This is a genomic window from Microbacterium sp. TPU 3598, assembly GCF_002356155.1.
Classification (GTDB): Bacteria; Actinomycetota; Actinomycetes; order Actinomycetales; family Microbacteriaceae; genus Microbacterium; species Microbacterium maritypicum_A.
In genome coordinates this window covers 2311269-2330123 of the sequence record NZ_AP017975.1, presented here as the reverse complement: position 1 = coordinate 2330123, position 18855 = coordinate 2311269, and the positions used below count along the sequence as shown (strand labels likewise).

Annotated in this window: 20 protein-coding genes; 11 read left to right on the top strand and 9 right to left on the bottom strand. The window is 68.1% G+C overall.

The genetic code is table 11. The features are described from left to right. Window positions 1-22 precede the first annotated feature (22 nt). Complete coding sequence (locus MST3598_RS11090; protein WP_029258250.1) at window positions 23-667, top strand: ComF family protein; 645 nt, start codon at window positions 23-25, stop codon at window positions 665-667. Between the two features lie 135 nt (window positions 668-802). After that, complete coding sequence (hpf, locus tag MST3598_RS11085; protein ID WP_029258249.1) at window positions 803-1459, top strand: ribosome hibernation-promoting factor, HPF/YfiA family; 657 nt, start codon at window positions 803-805, stop codon at window positions 1457-1459. A 76-nt stretch (window positions 1460-1535) separates the two neighbouring features. Here hpf and MST3598_RS11080 read toward each other — a convergent pair whose 3' ends face one another. After that, window positions 1536-2861, bottom strand: coding sequence for a hypothetical protein (locus MST3598_RS11080; RefSeq protein WP_029258248.1), 1326 nt, complete (start codon window positions 2859-2861; stop codon window positions 1536-1538). Between the two features lie 105 nt (window positions 2862-2966). Next, window positions 2967-3587, bottom strand: a complete 621-nt coding sequence (locus tag MST3598_RS11075) for a PadR family transcriptional regulator (protein ID WP_029258247.1) — start codon at window positions 3585-3587, stop codon at window positions 2967-2969. Window positions 3588-3777: 190 nt separating this feature from the next. Between MST3598_RS11075 and secA the strand changes: the two genes are divergently transcribed. Further along, a complete protein-coding gene (gene secA, locus MST3598_RS11070) occupies window positions 3778-6579 on the top strand; it encodes a preprotein translocase subunit SecA (RefSeq protein WP_029258246.1) in 2802 nt (933 codons plus the stop codon). Window positions 6580-6643: 64 nt separating this feature from the next. Then, window positions 6644-7870, top strand: a complete 1227-nt coding sequence (locus MST3598_RS11065; protein WP_029258245.1) for a pyridoxal phosphate-dependent aminotransferase — start codon at window positions 6644-6646, stop codon at window positions 7868-7870. Here the strand turns inward: MST3598_RS11065 and MST3598_RS11060 are convergent. Beyond that, window positions 7794-9035 (bottom strand): AAA family ATPase, encoded by a 1242-nt coding sequence (locus MST3598_RS11060; RefSeq protein ID WP_051670917.1) that lies wholly within the window; start codon window positions 9033-9035, stop codon window positions 7794-7796. The genes MST3598_RS11065 and MST3598_RS11060 overlap by 77 nt on opposite strands. Further along, on the bottom strand, window positions 9032-9652 hold the full coding sequence (locus tag MST3598_RS11055) for an SAF domain-containing protein (RefSeq protein WP_029258243.1): 621 nt from the start codon (window positions 9650-9652) through the stop codon (window positions 9032-9034). Before MST3598_RS11055 ends, MST3598_RS11060 begins: the two co-directional genes overlap by 4 nt. 97 nt (window positions 9653-9749) lie before the next feature. On the opposite strand from MST3598_RS11055, the gene MST3598_RS11050 reads away from it, so the two are divergent. Next, complete coding sequence (locus tag MST3598_RS11050; protein WP_029258242.1) at window positions 9750-10028, top strand: helix-turn-helix domain-containing protein; 279 nt, start codon at window positions 9750-9752, stop codon at window positions 10026-10028. On the opposite strand, the gene MST3598_RS11045 is transcribed toward MST3598_RS11050, so the two are convergent. Next, window positions 10016-10627 (bottom strand): hypothetical protein, encoded by a 612-nt coding sequence (locus MST3598_RS11045; RefSeq protein WP_029258241.1) that lies wholly within the window; start codon window positions 10625-10627, stop codon window positions 10016-10018. The two genes, MST3598_RS11050 and MST3598_RS11045, sit on opposite strands and share 13 nt — an antisense overlap. A gap of 131 nt (window positions 10628-10758) precedes the next feature. On the opposite strand from MST3598_RS11045, the gene MST3598_RS11040 reads away from it, so the two are divergent. Both MST3598_RS11040 and MST3598_RS11035 read left to right on the top strand, forming a co-directional pair. Beyond that, the gene (locus MST3598_RS11040; protein ID WP_029258240.1) at window positions 10759-11145 is read left to right on the top strand and encodes an Rv3235 family protein; all 387 of its coding nucleotides are present in this window, start codon (window positions 10759-10761) and stop codon (window positions 11143-11145) included. A gap of 24 nt (window positions 11146-11169) precedes the next feature. Continuing rightward, window positions 11170-12654 carry a sensor histidine kinase gene (locus MST3598_RS11035; protein WP_029266826.1) on the top strand — a complete coding sequence of 495 codons (1485 nt, stop codon included), beginning with the start codon at window positions 11170-11172 and terminating at the stop codon, window positions 12652-12654. Window positions 12655-12717: 63 nt separating this feature from the next. Here MST3598_RS11035 and MST3598_RS11030 read toward each other — a convergent pair whose 3' ends face one another. Then, window positions 12718-12966 carry a WhiB family transcriptional regulator gene (locus tag MST3598_RS11030; protein ID WP_017203224.1) on the bottom strand — a complete coding sequence of 83 codons (249 nt, stop codon included), beginning with the start codon at window positions 12964-12966 and terminating at the stop codon, window positions 12718-12720. A 230-nt stretch (window positions 12967-13196) separates the two neighbouring features. Between MST3598_RS11030 and MST3598_RS11025 the strand changes: the two genes are divergently transcribed. After that, window positions 13197-13583: a hypothetical protein gene (locus MST3598_RS11025; RefSeq protein WP_029258238.1), complete on the top strand. Its 387-nt coding sequence runs from the start codon at window positions 13197-13199 to the stop codon at window positions 13581-13583. Window positions 13584-13637: 54 nt separating this feature from the next. Here MST3598_RS11025 and bcp read toward each other — a convergent pair whose 3' ends face one another. From bcp to aroA, 3 genes are read right to left on the bottom strand one after another with little or no spacing between them, the layout of a single operon-like run. Further along, a complete protein-coding gene (gene bcp, locus MST3598_RS11020) occupies window positions 13638-14111 on the bottom strand; it encodes a thioredoxin-dependent thiol peroxidase (RefSeq protein ID WP_021199860.1) in 474 nt (157 codons plus the stop codon). A gap of 9 nt (window positions 14112-14120) precedes the next feature. Next, a complete protein-coding gene (rsgA, locus tag MST3598_RS11015; protein ID WP_029258237.1) occupies window positions 14121-15191 on the bottom strand; it encodes a ribosome small subunit-dependent GTPase A in 1071 nt (356 codons plus the stop codon). A gap of 2 nt (window positions 15192-15193) precedes the next feature. Continuing rightward, complete coding sequence (gene aroA, locus MST3598_RS11010; RefSeq protein ID WP_029258236.1) at window positions 15194-16510, bottom strand: 3-phosphoshikimate 1-carboxyvinyltransferase; 1317 nt, start codon at window positions 16508-16510, stop codon at window positions 15194-15196. A 70-nt stretch (window positions 16511-16580) separates the two neighbouring features. Here aroA and MST3598_RS11005 point away from each other — a divergent pair, with 70 nt between their 5' ends. Genes MST3598_RS11005 through MST3598_RS10995 form a run of 3 tightly spaced genes read left to right on the top strand, consistent with a single transcriptional unit; the run spans window position 16581 to window position 18821 of the window. Next, a complete protein-coding gene (locus tag MST3598_RS11005) occupies window positions 16581-17243 on the top strand; it encodes a sigma-70 family RNA polymerase sigma factor (protein ID WP_021199863.1) in 663 nt (220 codons plus the stop codon). After that, window positions 17240-17485, top strand: coding sequence for a zf-HC2 domain-containing protein (locus MST3598_RS11000; protein ID WP_021199864.1), 246 nt, complete (start codon window positions 17240-17242; stop codon window positions 17483-17485). Before MST3598_RS11005 ends, MST3598_RS11000 begins: the two co-directional genes overlap by 4 nt. A gap of 34 nt (window positions 17486-17519) precedes the next feature. After that, window positions 17520-18821 carry a GNAT family N-acetyltransferase gene (locus tag MST3598_RS10995; protein ID WP_029258235.1) on the top strand — a complete coding sequence of 434 codons (1302 nt, stop codon included), beginning with the start codon at window positions 17520-17522 and terminating at the stop codon, window positions 18819-18821. The last annotated feature ends 34 nt before the right edge of the window (window positions 18822-18855 follow it).

Here is an 18855-nt window from a genome sequence, read left to right as displayed (position 1 = left end):
GTCGAGGGCGCAGGATCTTCGGATGTGGAAGACAAGGGGGCCCCGCGGCGTCGGTGCCGAGATCGCCGCATTCCTCCTCGCTGCCACGTGTGCCGGATGCGATGAGCCGGCCACGCTCCTGTGCGGGCGGTGTGAAGCGGCACTCCGGCCCGCCCTGCAGCTCGGGCAGACTCCTGGAGGCATTCCGGTCCGAACCGCCCTCGTGTTCGATGGGGTGGCCGCGCGCTGCATCCGCCGTCTGAAGGGAGAGGGGGAGACGCTTCTCGCCCGCCCCCTCGGCGCCGCCCTGGCGGCGGTGCTCGAGCCTGTGGTCACGCCGAGCACGTGGGTCGTGCCGGTCCCGACCAGGAGAAGCGCGTTTCGGCGTCGCGGATACCGCGTGCCCGAGCTCTTGATCCGTCGCGCGCACGCAGAGCCTCACCGGTTGCTCTCGATTGCGGACCATACCGCCGATCAGCGCGGCCTCGGTGCACGCGCACGAGAGTCCAACGTGCATGGTGCGATGCAGGCACGCCGGTCAGGTGGGGGCGCAGAGGCGGTCATCGTCGACGACGTCGTCACCACGGGGGCGACCCTCGACGAAGCGGCACGCGCACTGGGATCGACCGGCTTCCGCGTCGTGGCGGCGGTCGCGCTCGCCGCCACGCCGCGTCGTGGCGGATTCTGATGAACCTCATCGGGAATGCACCGGCGACACAGCGGAATGATCCCGTGACATCCGTCGGCGGGCGGACTACGGTGGGGGGACACAAGGCGACCACGGTCCGCCCTTGGCCGGGAGGACCGGGACAAGGAGGCAGCAATGGAAACAAGCATCGTTGGCGTCGGAGTGGGTATCACCGATCGCTTCCGAACCGTTGTCGAAGAGAAGATCGCCAAGATCCAGATGCTCGCGTCTCGCGCGCAACGGCTGGACGTGAAAGTCACCCATCGCGTGTACCGCAACGGTCATGTCCCCGATGAGACCGTCGAGCTGACCTTGATCGGCAAGGGGCCGGTCGTCCGCGCAGAGGCGACGGATGGAGACAAGTTCGTGGCCCTCGACCTCGCGGTCGACAAGATGTCGGAGCAGCTGCGTCGCGCGAAGGAGAAGCGAGTCGACGGACGACAGCACCCGCGCGGCGCGCATTTCGAGAAGGAGAGTGGAGCGCTCGAGGGCATCGACGTCCAGCCGGCATCGGCCGACATCCTTCACGCGGTCGCGACCGGCAGCGTGCCGGTGCAGCAGACCGAAGAAGACGACTATTCGCCCGTCGTCATCCGCACGAAGAGCTTCGACGCCGAATGGATGACCGTCGAAGAGGCGGTCGACAGGATGGAGCTGGTCGGACACGACTTCTTCCTCTTCGTCGACGTCCGCACCGACCACCCGAGCGTCGTCTATCGACGCAAGGGCTGGGACTACGGTGTCATCGCGTTGAGCACTCAGGCTCCGCCGTCCGAGGCGCTCGCCTCCTGATCTGAATCGCAGAACGGCCCGATCCCGTGAGGGACCGGGCCGTTTCTGTGTCGAGGGATGCGGCGGAGACTGAATGTCAGTCGAAGATGCCGTCCAGCAGACTGCCGATCACGAGGCCACCGAGGATGCCCGAGGCGAGATCGCCGCCGCCACCGCCGCGCCGTCCGCCGCCGCCCCAGCCGCCACCGCCGCCCCAGTTCTGATCCTGGGGACGCGAGGAATCGATGTCGCGCTGCGCGAGCTGCAGCGCTTCGGAGGCCAGGTGAGCGACGCGACGCGCCTGGACGAGCGCCGCTTCGCGAGTGTCCTCGGCGGGGAGGAGGTCGGACAGATCGACGCGAAGGCGCTCCGCCTCGGCGAGGCGGGTGCGGGCGTCGGCACCGATCCAGCCGCGGTGTCCGGAGATGAGGCCGCGCGCCACCCCCAGCTGCCGGTCGGCATCGTCGATCGCGTGCTGCACCTGAGCGATGCTCGGGAGAGGGTTCTCGGCGCGGTGACGGGCCTGAGCGATCGCCTGGTCGAGGGCCGAGTTCGCGTCGCGCAGCTGGGACAGCTCGGCAAACGGATCGTTGGGCTGTCCGGAGGGCGTCAGCGCGCCCAGCGCGGCCTGGAGTGCGGCGACCGCCTGGGCGACGGCAGGCACGTTCGGGGCTGTCCGCGCCGCGATGAGATCGCCGCGGGAGTCGGCGACCACCTCGGCCAGGGTGGATTCGGCGCGCAGGGCCTCGATCTCGAAGTCCTCCACCGCATCGAGCAGGGCAGACGCACGGCGGGTGGCTTCCGTCGCCGTCTCGAGGGCGACGTTGGCCTCCTCGTTCTGCTTCGCCGCGCGACGGCGTTCCGACACGTCGGCGCTGTGCGTAGCGAAGCTGATGAGCTGCTCCGCCTCCGCCGCGCTGGCGGTGATCTGGTGCATGGCGGAATCGGCGTACCGGGCCGAGAGACGGGAGACGGCTTCGTTGGTCTGGGGGATGCGGGCGCTGAGCGCGGCTGCCTCGGCCCGCACCTGCGCGATGATCTCCGGGGCGCGTCGCACCTTGGCGACCGACTCGGCGAGGACGGAGGTCTTCTCGTCGAGCAGGTCCTGCGCCCAGTCGCAGAGCTGGAGGATGCGCGCGTTGCGCGTACGCAGCTCCTCGTCGGTGTCCGGGATCTCGTCGTGGTTCAGCTGGTGGAGCTGGAACGCTTCGCGCAAGTGGGTGCGCACCGCAGCGAGTGCCGTGCGCAGATCAGCGGTGAGCGACTCGCCGAGCTCGGCTTCCGCGAAGGAGAGCTCGTCGGAGGTCGTGCGGATCCGCTCGTCGGCGCTGACCAGGGCCTGCTCAGCACGTCGAGCCAGATCGGCATCCTGTGCGGCGAGTTCTTCCTGTTCGCGTTTGCGTCTGCCCCAAAATCCAGCCATGACCCGATCCTAGTTTCCCCGGGCACAGGGATGGCTGAGCATCCGCTCGGGGCGAACGGCGATCCCGTGTCCGTCTTGGCGTGCGGAGCGCGCCTGTGACGTGGGTCAGAGTGCCGGGAGGGCGTCGGACATCGCCGACATGGTCTTCGCGGGTCGCCCGCGCTTGGGGCGATCGGCGGTGAGCTCGAGCGCCATCGCATGGCGGGGATGCCCGCTGAGGCGCTGAGCGGTGTGATCGAGCCAGCGCACCTCGGCCTCCGCGGCGAAGATCATGGAGTCGGTCAGGAGGGCCCACGCGAGTCCTTCGGGATCGTCGGCGTCGCCCCGTGCTCGGCGCTCCTGCCGAAGAGCTTCCAGCTGTCGCAGGGAGGCCGATCGCTGGGCGAGGATCGCTGCGGTCGCATCGACGCCCGGAAGAGTCGCCGCGACCGCGAGCTTGATCGCGAGTTCGTCCCGGGTGCCCTGGGGGCGCACGACGGGGGAGGAGAGCCACTCGTCGACGTCGGCGATCCCGGCATCCGTGATCCGCCAGTACACGTGTCCGCGATCGTCGGCCTCGCCGCGCGACACCAGGCCGTCACGTTCGAGGCGCTCGAGGGTGTTGTAGATCTGTCCGACGTTCAACGGCCAGACCGATCCGGTGCGGCGATCGAATTCGTGGCGGAGCTGGTATCCGTAGCAGGGCCCCTGCGCGAGGATGGCGAGCAGACTCTGGCGTACTGACATCGTTCGTCCCCCGTGACCGTTCTTTGGAATGCGATACCGAGTATATGGTTGCCGGGCAACCCGACGATCCGACGCGCGGGACCGCCATGCAGGCGACGTGCAGGTCACAGCCCGGTAACATGGCGAAGTATGCCTGGCGTCGGGTTCACCGATGACCGGCGATTTACCCACTGACAGGGAGATGACATCCGTGGCCAATCCTCTTGAGAAGCTGCTGCGTGCGGGCGAAGGGCGGGTCATCCGCCGCCTGAATCAGGTCGTCAAGGCAGTGGGGGCGCTGGAAGAGGACATCTCCAAGCTCACCGACGACGAGCTGCGCAACGAGACCACGGAGCTGCGTGCTCGCTTCGAGAAGGGCGAGACGCTCGACCAGCTGATGCCCGAGGCGTTCGCCGCGGTGCGCGAGGCCGCCAAGCGCACGCTCGGAATGCGCGCGTACGACGTGCAGATCATGGGCGGCGCCGCCCTCCATCTCGGCAACATCGCCGAGATGAAGACCGGTGAGGGCAAGACGCTGGTCGCCACGCTCCCGGCCTACCTGAACGCGATCGCCGGCAAGGGCGTCCACGTCATCACGGTCAACGACTTCCTCGCCAGCTATCAGGCCGAGCTCATGGGACGCGTGTTCCGCGCGCTCGGGATGACCACCGGCATCATCGTCTCCGGTCAGACTCCCGCGGTGCGCCGCGAGCAGTACGCCGCTGACATCACCTACGGCACGAACAACGAGTTCGGCTTCGACTACCTGCGCGACAACATGGCGTGGCGCAAGGAAGACCTCGTGCAGCGCGAGCACTTCTTCGCCATCGTCGACGAGGTCGACTCGATCCTCATCGACGAGGCGCGCACGCCGCTCATCATCTCGGGTCCGTCGTCGGGCGAGGCCAACCGCTGGTTCGCCGAGTTCGCGAAGATCGCCCGCACGCTCGAAGTCGGCGAGGACTACGAGGTCGACGAGAAGAAGCGAACCGTCGGCGTGCTCGAGCCCGGTATCGAGAAGGTCGAGGACTACCTCGGCATCGACAACCTCTACGAGTCCGCGAACACCCCGCTGATCTCCTTCCTCAACAACTCGATCAAGGCGCTGGCCCTGTTCAAGAAGGACACCGACTACGTCGTCATGAACGACGAGGTCATGATCGTCGACGAGCACACCGGCCGAATCCTGGTCGGTCGTCGCTACAACGAGGGCATCCACCAGGCCATCGAGGCCAAGGAGGGCGTGCCGGTCAAGGCCGAGAACCAGACTCTCGCCACCGTCACCCTGCAGAACTACTTCCGCCTGTACGACAAGCTCGCCGGCATGACCGGTACGGCCGAGACCGAGGCCGCCGAGTTCATGTCCACGTACAAGCTCGGTGTCATCCCGATCCCGACGAACCGTCCGATGATCCGCAAGGACCAGTCCGACCTCGTCTACAAGAACGAGACGGCGAAGTTCGCACAGGTCGTCGAGGACATCGCCGAGCGTCACGCATCCGGTCAGCCGGTGCTGGTGGGAACGGTGAGCGTCGAGAAGAGCGAATACCTGTCGCGCCTGCTCGCGAAGAAGGGCGTCAAGCACGAGGTCCTCAACGCGAAGAACCACGCACGCGAGGCCGAGATCGTCGCTCGGGCCGGTCGCCTGGGAGCCGTCACCGTCGCCACGAACATGGCCGGACGAGGAACCGACATCATGCTCGGTGGTAACGCCGAGTTCCTCGCCGTCCAGGAGCTCAAGGGCAAGGGCCTCGACCCCGTGGAGACGCCCGAGGAGTACGAGGTCGCGTGGGATGAGACCTACGAGGCGATGAAGGCCGTCGTCGCGGAGGAGGCCGAGAAGGTCATCGAGGCCGGCGGCCTCTACGTGCTCGGCACCGAGCGTCACGAGTCCCGCCGCATCGACAACCAGCTCCGTGGCCGTTCCGGACGTCAGGGCGACCCCGGTGAGAGCCGCTTCTACCTGAGCCTCACCGACGACCTGATGCGTCTGTTCCAGTCGGGGGCGGCCGAGGCGATCCTCGCCCGCACGAACTTCCCGGACGACGTGCCGATCGAGTCGGGGCTCGTGTCCCGTGCGATCCGCAGCGCGCAGTCGCAGGTCGAATCCCGCAACGCGGAGATGCGCAAGAACGTCCTCAAGTACGACGACGTCCTGAACCGCCAGCGCGAGGCCATCTACGCCGACCGCCGACACATCCTCCAGGGCGATGACATCGCCGACCGGGTGCAGCACTTCATCGAGGACGCCATCAGTGGCGTCGTGAAGGATCACACCGGGGAAGGTCACAACGAGAGCTGGGACTTCGATGCTCTCTGGACCGAGCTCAAGACCCTTTACCCCGTCGGCGTGACGATCGATGAGGTGGTGGCCGAGGCCGCCGACCGCAAGGGCGGAATCGATGCCGATGGGCTCACCCGTGAGCTGCTCTCCGACGCCAAGATCGCGTATGAGGCGCGCGAGGAGTCGCTCGGCGAAGCCGCCACACGTGAACTCGAGCGTCGTGTCGTGCTCCAGGTGCTCGACCGCCGCTGGCGCGACCACCTCTACGAGATGGACTACCTCAAGGACGGCATCGGCCTGCGTGCGATGGCTCAGCGCGACCCGCTCATCGAGTACCAGCGCGAGGGCTACGCGATGTTCCAGTCGATGATGGGGCAGATCAAGGAGGAGTCGGTCGGCTACCTCTACAACCTCGAGGTCGAGGTGCGCCGTGCCGGTGACTCGCAGACCGCAGAGGTCGAGGCGAAGGGCCTCGCCACGGACGGCGGCGAGCAGCGACTCGAGTACTCCGCCGCGAACGATGCGGGAGAGGTCGAGGTGCGCAACGACCGCGGTCAGGTCCAGCAGGCGGCCACCGATCGCGTACGCCAGGCGGCGGCTCGCGCGCAGGCTCCGCAGACCGAGCCGGAGGAAGCGCCGCGCGGGGCTTTCGGTCAGCGCACCGATGCAGAGGCGCCCGCTGCCGGGAACCGCGAGCAGCGACGCGCCCAGGGCAAGAAGAAGAAGTAGCCTCAGCGCAGGGAGGGCCAGTCCGCGTGGATTGGCCCTCCTTTCGTCGCTGTAGGCTTGGCCGATGACCCCAACGCGCAACTTCGACCAGTCGTCGAAGCTCAAGAACGTCCTGTACGAGATTCGCGGAAACGCCCTCGTCGAGGCGGCGCGGTTGGAAGCCGAGGGACACAAGATCCTCAAGCTGAACACGGGCAATCCGGCGATCTTCGGTTTCGACGCTCCGCACCAGATCGTGCGCGACATGCTCGCGGCGCTGCCGACGGCGCACGGCTACAGCGACAGCAAGGGCATCATCTCCGCCCGGCGTGCTGTCGTGAGCCGCTATGAGGAGATCGAGGGCTTCCCTCGATTCGACCCCGATGACGTGTATCTCGGCAACGGTGTCTCCGAGCTCATCACGATGACCATGCAGGCGCTGCTGGATGAGGGCGACGAAGTGCTCATTCCGGCGCCGGACTACCCGCTCTGGACGGCGATGACCAGCCTCGCCGGCGGGACGCCCGTGCACTACCTCTGCGACGAGGATGACGAGTGGCAGCCGGACCTCGAGGACATCCGCTCGAAGATCACACCACGCACCAAGGCGCTCGTCATCATCAACCCGAACAACCCCACGGGCGTCGTGTACTCCCGTCAGATCCTCGAGGGGCTGGTGCAGATCGCCCGCGAGCACCAGCTGCTGCTGCTGTCGGACGAGATCTATGACCGCATCCTGTTCGACGGCGCGGTGCATATCCCGACAGCGACCCTTGCTCCCGATCTGCTGTGCCTGACCTTCAACGGCCTGTCCAAGACGTATCGGGTGGCGGGATACCGGTCGGGATGGATGGTCATTACGGGACCACAGGACCACGCCAAGGGCTTCCTGGAGGGCATCACGCTCTTGGCGTCCACGCGACTCTGCCCGAACGTCCCGGCACAGCATGCCGTGCAGGCGGCGCTCTCCGGAGTGCAGTCGATCGAGGCGCTGATCGCTCCGAACGGTCGCCTGCACGAGCAGCGCGACATCGCGTGGGAGGGGCTCGAGTCGATCCCCGGCGTCTCCTGCGTCAAGCCGCAGGGGGCCCTGTATGCATTCCCGCGGCTCGACCCGAATGTGCACGAGATCCGGGATGACGCACGGCTGGTGTACGACCTGCTGGTCTCGGAGCACATCCTGCTCGTTCAGGGCACCGGCTTCAACTGGGCGACCCCGGACCACCTCCGGCTCGTCACGCTCCCCGAACCCCGAGTGCTGAGCGAAGCCGTCGAACGACTGGGGAACTTCCTCTCGAGCTACCGGCAGTAGCGGTCTCCGCCTCGGCGGGACAGAGCGTCGTCGCCAGTCGTCTCACGGCGGCAGCGAAGGGCGAGCGGGGAGCCACATCGGTCATGGGGCGCGCATGCAGCAGCGCCGCGTCGGCCGCGCGCTGGTCGAACGGCAGGAAGACGACGTCGGTGATGCCCGCGAACCTCTCGAGCGTGCGCCGCACCTGCCCTCGCGCATCGATCCCGAGGGGCCCCGATCGCACCCGATTGACCACGACGACCACGGGAGTGCGTGCGGCGATGCGTCGCAGCTCGGCATGGTCGCGCACGAATCTGCTGATTCCGAGCGGATCGGCCGAGGCGACCGCGATGATCAGATCAGCCTCTTCCAATGTCGCCGAGGTCGCCGCGTGACGACGCGGCCCCGCGAGATCGTGCGTGACCTCGTCGTCGGCATCGAAGGCGTCGGACATATCGACGACGGTGTCCTCGATCCACTCGCGGCAGGCGGCGAACGTCGCTCTGAGGCGCGTTGCAGAGAGCTCCGGCCAACGGCTGGGACGGTTGATGCCGGGCAGCACCTCGATGTCCCCTCCGCCCGTGGAGACCGTGGTGGCGAGTCTGGTCAGTTCGGCGGAGTCGAGAGCCCCGCGCTCCGCCCGCCGGCACGCGGCGGCCACACCCGGTGAGTCGTCGCCGAGGCCGAGCAGGAGAGCGAGAGCCGGAGCGACGGTATCGGCGTCGACCAGAGCGGTCCGGCGTCCGGTGCGGGCGAGCTCGGCCGCCAGCTGGATAGCCAGCGTGGATCGCCCCGGGGCGCCATGCGGACCCCAGACGGCGATGACGCGGTGGGGGAGGATGGACGGCGGCCGCGGCGCCGCATCCGCCTCTGTCGCCAACGTCGCTGCGACCTCCCATCCCGCGGCGTCGGCGCGCAGGGCCGCGGACAGTCCGAGACGGCCCAGCAAGCGGCTGTCCGCTCCGCCGAGAGCCAGGATGCGCACGCCGGCTCGATCGCACGTGGAGATCAGTTCTGGGGTCAGCACCTCACGCGTGGCGGGGACGATGACGGCTTCGGTGCCGGGAGGGATCTCGACACCCGGGCCGGGCGCGACGATCGAGACCACCTCGATGCCTTCCAGCCCGAGTTCCGCGGCCAGCACGCTCGCGCGGGGCTCGGGAACCGCCACGACGACAGCCGTCACGATCCGGACCCGACCGGCACGACCGAGAGGGCGGCCCCACCGGTGATCGCGGCGAGCACGTCGGCCACATCGGCGCGGTCGATCACGACTTCGAGCTGGCTTCCGGTATCGGCGAGCACGCCCTCCTGGTCGAGCACGTCGTGCACGATCACGTCGGCGACGAGGATGCGCGGGACATCGTAGGACCTGCCCTCGTCGAGGGGCGGCGCCTGCCAGATCTCCACAACCGTGCCCGCCTCGACTCCTTCCGGGATCCCGGTGCTGCTCTGGATCACGACGGTCGTGGAACGGCTGCTGTCGGCGTCGGTCAGGGCTGACGTCGGAACGAGCTCGCCGCTCTGCAGAGTGCGCGCCGCCACGCTGCCAGGACGGACGTCTTCGGGCCCGAGATAGTCGTCGGCCAACGAGCCCAGACCGACGTCGACGACCTGGAAGTCCGAGGAGGTCAGCTCCTCTCCCTGCGCGATCGTCCGCGTGGCCTGGAGGGCCGGTACTGCATGGTCTGATGCCGACACGATCAGCCAGACGCCTGCGATGGAGAGCGCTACCAGTGCGATGCCCACGAGGAAGCGGACGTCGCCCCAGAACGCACGCCGAGGAGGAGGGAGGGATGCCATGGCGATATCGTCACAGAAACGGCGTCGATGGTCCGTGAGTTATCCACAGGAGGCGATCGGACCGGAATTCTGGCTCTCCGCGGGAGAGAATGAGGACATGTCCGCCTCTCCTGTTCGCGCCTCGCGTTATCTCGCGCCGGCACAGGTGGCCGAGCTGCTGAGCATCGAGGTGGATGAGGTCATCGCGCTCGTGCATGAGGGACGACTTCGGGGCGCACAACTCGGATCGCCGCCTCGGTGGCGGGTGGAGGAGACCAGTCTCGAGGGGTATCTGGCCGAGGAGTCCGAGAACTCCCGACGGATGGCGCTGTGGCATCAGTCCCAGACCGCGAGCTTCCCCGAGGTCTGGGGCACATCATCGGCTCATCGCAACTGATCGCCGGGGGCGCGTACCGCGACCAGCGCTGAAAACGGGATGATGCGGAACCCGTGCACGGCCCCGGCGAGCCGAGCCTGGCCCGCGTCGTGCACGGCCAGATCGAGGTGATCGGCAGCGGCGCGGTCGATCGTGCCATGGACGTCGTCGCCCACCCGTGTGCTGATGTGCACCGGGACGCGTCGCCGCGCGAGGTCACGCAGCACGAAACCGAGAGTCATCCGCTCCCGTAGCGGTATGTCAGCAGAAGGCGGTGCGTCGAGACTCGCCAGGAGCATGCCGTGATCCGTCGCGACACCGCTGACGGCCGCGAGCGGAAGGAAGAGGGCGGTGGAGTCGCCGTGTGCCGCGCCAGTGCCGCGCGTGGAAACCGCGACCCAATCCGCACCGAGGCACTGCAGCGAGACCGGAATCCGTCTCCCGTTCGTGAGGTCGATCGTGGCGTCCGCACCGGTGCGGCACAGCGCGCGCAACCGAGAGCGCAGATCCAATCGCGCGATGCGAAGCCGTTCCGACTCGGCATCCAGCACCGCGCGCTCGGCCTCCCATTCCGATGCCAGCTGGCCTTCGAGGTCTTCGAACAGTCGGTCCCAGTGCATTCGACAGAGCGTAGGCGACACCATTCCCCGGCTGTACGAGTTATCCACATTCCTCCACCTTTTCCGCCCTCGTCCGGGCATCGCGGTGCTGTACTTGCTCACTCGCAGACCTCCCCGATCGAGAGTTCGACATGATGCCGCACGAGTACTTCGCACCCCAGCCGACACCGACCATCGAGCTGCCAGACCCTGTGCCGCTTCTGCGCAGCCTCACGCACGGCGTGCTCGAGGTCCTCGCGGGTGTCAGAGAAGTCGATCAGCTCGCCCGATGGTTCAGCGAAGAGGCGTTCCGTAGCCTGGTCACCCGATCGAACCTCTCCGCGCGAGCACGCAGTGCACGCGGAGTGCCTCCTGCACGTCCGACCTTCGAGATCCGCGCGCTACGAGTCACCGAGCCCCTCGACGGTGTCATCGAAGCCGTGGTGGTGGTCGCGGGTCCCGGTCGAACCCGGGCGGTCGCCGTGCGCCTGGAAGGGACGGATCGTCGCTGGCGCGCGACTTCGCTGGCGATTCTCTGAGGCATGTGACCGTAGGCTGGTCAGGTGTCAACCCTCAGCGATCTCGCCCATGCCCAGGGACTCCTGAACGACAGCGATGTCGAATGGCTCCATCGTCTCGCCGGCGACGGACAGCTCCTCGCGGACCTGGCCTCCGCCGACATCGTGATCTGGATCCAGACCGACGACGGCTCCTTCATCGCGGTCGCACACGCGCGACCGAGCGGCGCCGCGACCCTCTTCTATCGCGACATCGTCGGTGAACGGGTGCGGCCGCAGTGGCGCACGCAGGTCCAGGGCGCCTTCGAGTCCGCCGAGATCGTCGATTCCTCTTCGCCTGACTGGTTCGAAGAGACGCCCACCAGAGTGCGAGCCGTGCCGATCGTGAGCGTCCGCCGCGGCGCCGACGCCCAGTCCACCGTGATCGGAGTGGTCACCCGGCACACCAACCTCGGCGAGGTGCGCACGCCCTCCCGTCAGCAGATCACCTTCGACGAGTGCGCGAACGATCTTTTCCGCATGATCGCCGACGGAAGCTTCCCCGACCTCACCGCACCGACGTCACCGCGTCGCGGCGCCCCGCGAGCCTCCGACGGACTCATCCGCATCGACGTCGACGGGATCACCACATTCGCCAGCCCGAATGCGCTCTCCGCCTTCAACCGGATGGGTTTCGACGACGAGCTCGAGGGGGAGTCGCTCGCCGAGGTCACCACTCGGCTGGTGCCGCCTTCCCGACAGGTAGACGAGTCTTTGCCCGTCGTCGTCACCGGACGCGCGCCGTGGCGCACCGATATCGAGGCCCGCGGGGTGACGGTGTCGCTGCGCGCCATTCCGCTGAAGGACCACGGCACCCGGATCGGGGCGATCGTCCTCTGTCGCGATGTGTCGGAGCTGCGTCATCAGGAGCAGGAGCTCATCACCAAGGATGCGACGATCCGGGAGATCCACCACCGGGTGAAGAACAATCTGCAGACGGTGGCCTCCCTGCTGCGGATCCAGGCACGTCGCACGCATTCCGACGAGGCGCGGGACGCGCTCACGCAGGCCATGCGCCGCGTGGATGCCATCGCCGTCGTGCATGACACGCTCGCTCAGGGCCTCACGCAGAAGGTCGATTTCGATGAGGTCTTCCACCGCGTGCTCAAGCTCGTCGCCGAGGTCGCCTCCGCGCCCAACACGCGCGCACGCACGCAGTCGACCGGACGCTTCGGTGTGCTGCCGAGCGAGTACGCGACTCCGCTCGCGCTCGCGCTGACGGAGGTCGTGACCAACGCGGTGGAGCATGGTCTCGCCGGGCAGGAGGGCGTCGTGACGATCGACGCCAAGCGCACCGAGGAGAATCTCCGCGTGACGGTGCGGGACACCGGACTCGGCCTGCCGGAGGGGCGGATCGGCCAGGGGCTCGGCACTCAGATCATCCGCACCCTCATCCAGGGCGAACTCGGTGGAACGATCGAATGGCACGGGAGCGACGGAGAAGGCACCGAGGTGGTCATCGACATCCCGCTGCGCTGGCTCGAGAGGTGAGCACGGCCGCTCCCGAACAGACGGAAGCGGCCTGAGAGTCGATCTCAGGCCGCTTCCGGACGATCAGGAGGCGCGGCGGGCGCGGGCGGCGCGACGCTTCAGAGCGCGGCGCTCGTCTTCGGAGAGACCGCCCCACACGCCCGAGTCCTGGCTGGTCTCCAGGGCGTACTGCAGGCAGATCTCGGTGACGGTGCAGGTGGCGCACACAGTCTTCGCCTTCTCGATCTGATCGACGGCCGGGCCGGTGTTCCCCACGGGGAAGAAAAGCTCGGGGTCGACAGTCAGGCAGGCGGCCTTATCGCGCCAGTCCATGGGGGCTCCTCGGTGTGGATTTCAAGAGATGTCGCGATGCGACCTCTCGGATTCGGGTAGTAGTTCGGGTTCCGCTACCCTGTTGAGATGCGGACGGAATGCCCGCGAATTGTGATGCGAGCGTGAACGCTCGCCCCACGCCGCTGTGGGAGCACATGACTTTCTCTATTCTGTTACATGAAAACCGTGAAATCAAGGGTTTTCTCCTCTTTCGATCCTTGGGAGACACCGTGCGCGCACCCGGAATCGCCCTCGCAGCTGCGGCGGTCCTCGCCCTCGAGGCGGTGGCTCTCCTGGTCTTCGCCGTGATCGAGCTCGCCGGCCTCGGTGCGGGCGACGCGGCCTCGCTGCCGACGGCGCTGGCACTCATCGTGCTCACGCTGATCGGTGCCGCAGCCCTCGTCGCGTTCGCCGTCGGCACACGCGTGGGCAAGTCGTGGGCGCGGTCCGGGGGAGTGGTCTTCCAGGTGCTCGCCGTGGCTCTCGCGCTGGCGTCTCTCACGCTGCAGCCGATCGCGTGGACATTCACCCTCGGTGTCGGGCTTCCCGGGCTGGTCGGATTCGTCCTGCTGATCTCGAGCGCGCGTCTGGAAGGCCCGCAGCGCGCTGCCGAGTGACCTCAGCGCCGTGCGGGCCGCGGGGCCCATCGGCCTCGGATCGAAAGTCGCGGCTCAGGCGTCGATGCCGAGCTGCTTGCGCAGTCGTGCGACGTGGCCGGTGGCCTTGACGTTGTACTGCGCGAGAGCGATCTTGCCCTCTTCGTCGAGCACGAAGGTCGAGCGGATAACGCCCTCGATGCGCTTGCCGTAATTCATCTTCTCGCCCCACGCGCCGTACGCCGTGTGCACCGCGTGGTCGGGATCGCTCAGGAGCGGGAAGGTCAGCCCGTCGCGCTCGCGGAACTTCGTCAGCGTGGCGGGTTCGTCGCGCGAGATGCCGATCACCCGATAGCCGGCGCCCTGGAGCGAGGAGATGCTGTCGCGGAAGTCGCAGGCCTCGGTGGTGCATCCGGGGGTCATCGCCGCCGGATAGAAGTACAGCACGGTCTTCTGGCCGCGCAGGTCGTCCAGACGGACGGTGTTCCCGTCCTGGTCGAGGAGGGAGAAGTCGGGGGCGGCGGTTCCGGGTTCGAGGCGCTGAGTCACGTGTCCAGCCTAACGGCCGGGCGCCTGCTCCGCCTTGTCCGCGAAGGTCTGCAGGAGCCGCTGCAGGGAGTCGAGCCGCGCTCGACCGGTCTCGCCCAGTTCGCCGCTCTCCGCGGCCTCGATGAGGGCACAGTCGGGGGCGTCGGCGAGGTGGGTGCAGCCGCGAGGGCAGTTCTCGGCGATCGCGGCGAGCTCGGTGAACGCCGCAAGGATGTTCGCGGGATCGACGTGTCCGAGACCGAACGAGCGCACGCCGGGGGTGTCGATGACCCAGCCGGTCCCGCGGGGGCCTTCGTAGCGCAGCGACACCGTCGACGACGAGGTGTGCCGCCCGCGTCCGGTGACCTGATTCACGTGGCCGGTGGCGCGCAGCGCCGTCGGGACGAGCGCGTTGACGAGCGTGGACTTGCCCACTCCGGAGTGGCCGACGAAGACGGTGGAGTGTCCGACGAGGGATTCGCCGATCTCGTCAACGGGCATCTGATCCTGCGCACTGGTGAACACCCGCAGGTCGAGCCCGTCGAAGTGTGTGAGGAACTCGGTGGGATCCGCGATGTCGGTCTTGGTGACGACGAGGAGTGGGCGGATGCCGGCATCCAGCGCGGCCACGAGATAGCGGTCGACGAGTCGGGCGCGGGGCTCGGGGTCGGCAGCCGCGACCACGACGAGCATCTGATCGGCGTTGGCGACGATCACGCGCTCCACCTGGTCGGTGTCGTCGGCACTGCGTCGCAGCAACGAGGTGCGGTCGATGATGCCGACGATGCGGGCGAGGGTGCCTTCGTCTCCCGATGTGTCGCCGACGACCCGTGCCTGATCGCCGGTGACGATCGGCATACGTCGCAGCTCCCTGGCGCGCGTGGTGGTGATCATGCGCTCCTCGGGGGTGTCCTCGCCGAGGAGGACGGAGTACCTGCCGCGGTCGACGCCGAGCACTCGACCCACCTGCGCATCCTCGTGCGCTGGGCGACGTTTGGTGCGCGGGCGGTTCGCCTTCGGGTTGGGGCGCGTCCGGATGCTGCTCTCGTCGAAGTCCTCGAAGTCGTCTTCGAGGTCGTCGGCGTCGTCGAGCCAGCTCATCCTCAGCCCCGCAGCATCCGCTCCCAGAGCATCGTGAACTCCGGGAGGGTCTTGGCGGTCGTACCGATGTCGTCGATCTCGACGGCGGGGATGCGCAGGCCGATGAGCGCTCCGGTGGTGGCCATCCGGTGATCGTGATGTGCGGCCCATCCGCCGCCCTGCAGTGGGCGGGGGATGATGCGGAGGCCGTCGGGAAGTTCTTCGGCTTCGCCGCCGAGCTTTCGGAGGTTGCCGATCAGTGCGGCGATCCGGTCGGTCTCGTGCAGACGGATGTGCCCGATGCCGCGGATCGTGGTCGGAGACTCCGCGAAGGCGGCGAGGCCGACCAGGGTCGGCGTCAATTCGCTGGCCGCGGAGAGGTCGAGATCGAGGCCGCGGATTCCGGAGCCGGCGCGCACGGTGAGCGTGCCGCCGTGACGGCCGACGTGCGCTCCCATGGCCTGGAGGATCTCGGGCAGCAGCGCACCGGGCTGGGTGGAGTGGGCAGGCCAGCCCGTGATCGACACCGATCCGCCGGTGACGAGTGCCGCGGCGAGGAACGGTGCGGCGTTGGAGAGATCGGGTTCGATCGCGATCTCCTTGGCGCGCGGCACGCCCGCTTCGACCAGCCATTCGCCGACAGCGGGGCGCTCGATGCGAATGCCGCGTCGGCTGAGGGCCTCGATCGTCATGTCGATGTGCGGGAGGCTCGGCAGGTGCTCGCCGGTGTGGACGAGGTGCAGGCCGACGTCGAACCGAGGAGCGGCGAGCAGAAGCCCGGAGACGAACTGGCTGGATGCCGAGGCGTCGATCTCGACCCGTCCACCGCGGATCCGACCGTGACCGCGGATCGTGAAGGGGAGGGCCCAGGTGCCCTCGTCGTCGATGTCGACGCCGAGATCGCGCAGCGCGCTGATCAGGCCGCCCATCGGACGGTGGAGGGCGGTCTCATGGGCGGTGAGATGCACGTCATGTTCCGCGAGTCCGGCGAGCGGGGCGATGAATCGCATCACGGTTCCGGCCTGCCCGCAATCGATCGTGGTGCCGCCACGGAGCTTCGCAGGGGTGACGACCAGATCGGGTCCGAACTCGTGTCCGGCGTCCACCTCCTCGATACCGACCCCGAGAGCGCGGAGAGCGTCGACCATGCGCGCGGAGTCGTCGGAGTGCAGCGGCGAGATCAGGCGGCCGGGACCGTCGGCGATCGCGGCAATCATCAGCTCGCGGTTCGTCAGCGATTTGGAACCGGGGATCGTGAGCTCGGCGTGCACCGGCACGTCGGTCGTGGGCGCGGCATAGGCGCCCTGCACACGGGAAGGGGAATACCTGTTGGCGCTCATCGGTTCTCACCTTAGTAAACACAGGGAGCTTCGTCGCGAAAGACAGGCATCCCGACGCGAAGGAGAGAGTATGCCGGCGACGTTGGAGCGCGAGGTGTTCGACCTCAGCGGCCTAGACTGGCCGATGATGGATGACACCGCAACCGCAGACACCGTCAGCGACCCTCGGCGCGAGTTCGAGGAGCAGGCGATCCCTTTCATGGATCAGCTCTACGCCGCGGCGATGCGCATGACGCGCAACCCGGCCGACGCCGCCGACCTCGTGCAGGAGACCTTCGTCAAGGCCTACGGGTCCTGGGCGACGTTCTCGCAGGGCACGAACCTCAAGGCGTGGTTGTACCGGATTCTCACGAACACCTACATCAACATCTACCGCAAGCGCCAGCGGGAGCCGTTCCAGGGAACGATCGACGAGCTCGAGGACTGGCAGCTCGGCGGAGCAGAGTCGACCACGGCGTCGCACAGCCGGTCGGCCGAAGCCGAAGCCATCGACCGGATGCCCGCGTCGGTCGTCAAGGACGCGCTGCAGGCCGTTCCGGAGGATTTCCGGCTGGCGGTGTATCTCGCCGACGTCGAGGGCTTCGCGTACCAGGAGATCGCCGACATCATGAAGACCCCCATCGGCACCGTCATGAGCCGTCTGCACCGTGGCAGGCGGATGCTGCGGGAGCTGTTGGCAGATTACGCCGCTGAGCGGGGCATCGCCGCGGCTGAGACGAGGAGCAAGAAATGAGCGACTGCGGCTGCGACAAAGCCCGTCAGGATCTGGAGGAGTACCTCCGCAACGAGGTGTGCAAGACCGAGCACACCGAGATCCGCGAGCATCTCGAGAACTGCCCGTCGTGCCGGGACGAGGCGCTCGTCGCCACCACCCTCACCGATGTGATCGCCCGTGCCTGCAAGGAGACGGCTCCGGAGGAGCTGCGCGACCAGGTGTTCGCGCGTCTGCGGGCCGTTCAGGCGACACAGCACTGACACACGCGTCGGAGGCCGTCGCTAGTGTGGATGGATGACCTCCATCGATGCGCGCGACGTTCCCGCTGACAACACCTCGACGGAAAGACTGGCCGGATCCGGGCTCGAGTACCGAGTCGTCGATCTGAGCGACGAGGCGAGCGCTTCCGCCTTCGCCCGCGCTGTCGACCGAGGGTTCCTCGGGTCCGACCCGAACGCCGAGATGCGGGCTCAGGTGCGGAAGACGTTCGCCGAGCGACGGAACATCGGTGTCTTCGAGAAGACACCGCCGGCGACCGCTCTGCCGGTGGCGACGATCAACAGCTGGGTGACTCCGCTCACCATCCCCGGCGGCGAGATCCCCATGTGGGCCATCAGCGTGGTCACGGTCTCGGCGACGCACCGGCGTCGCGGGATCGCCCGGGCACTGCTCGAGGGCGAACTGCGCGCGGCAGCATCCGCAGGGGTGCCGATCGCGGGGCTCACCGTGTCCGAGGCGACGATCTACGGTCGGTACGGGTTCGGATCGGCGATCCCGGTCGCGCGTCACACGGTCGACACCCGACGCGCAGGCTGGAGCGGTCCGACGCCGGCCGGCCGGCTCGAGTACATCGATGGCGAGACCCTCGCCGCCGATCTCGGCACGGTGCACGAGCGCGCCCGGGGCCGGGCGTCGGGCCAGATCCCCGGCTGGCAGGGTCGATGGGAGGGGTACGCGGGCGTCGCGCCCACCCCGGATCGCGACCAGGCGCGCGGGGTGCGCTACCTCGACGAGCAGGGTGCGCTGCGCGGTGTGATGGCGTACACGGTGGGGGAGGCCGGCGGAACCTTCCGCTTCCGGATGGACGTGCGCCTGCTGGTCGCCGAGACCGACGATGCGCGCACCGCGCTGTGGCGTTTCGCGCTGCAGCACGATCTCGTCGACGAGGTGGTCGCCGACCTCCGCCCGATCGACGACCCGCTGCCGTGGCTGGTCCACGACACCCGCGGGGTGAAGCAGGAGGTGCACGATCACGGGTGGCTGCGCATCCTGGATCTGCCGACCGCCCTGACCGCGCGCCGCTATTCCGCACCGATCGACACGGTCCTTCGCGTGGAGGACTCTCTGGGCTTCGCGAGCGGCGACTGGCGTCTGCGCGTCGATGACGCCGGGGTCGCGACGGTGGACGCGGCCGCGGGAGGCTCCGCGGTCGACGTCACACTCGACGTCTCGACGCTCTCCGCGCTCTACGCCGGAGGTGTCCGTGCATCCACACTGCACGGTGCCGGACGGATCTCCGCCGAATCCGAGGCGGTCGAGGCGCTCGATCGGGCGCTCGTCGCCTTCCCGGCACCGTCGCTCGACATCTGGTACTGATTCCGGAGGGGAAACGAAAGGGGCGCCACGACCG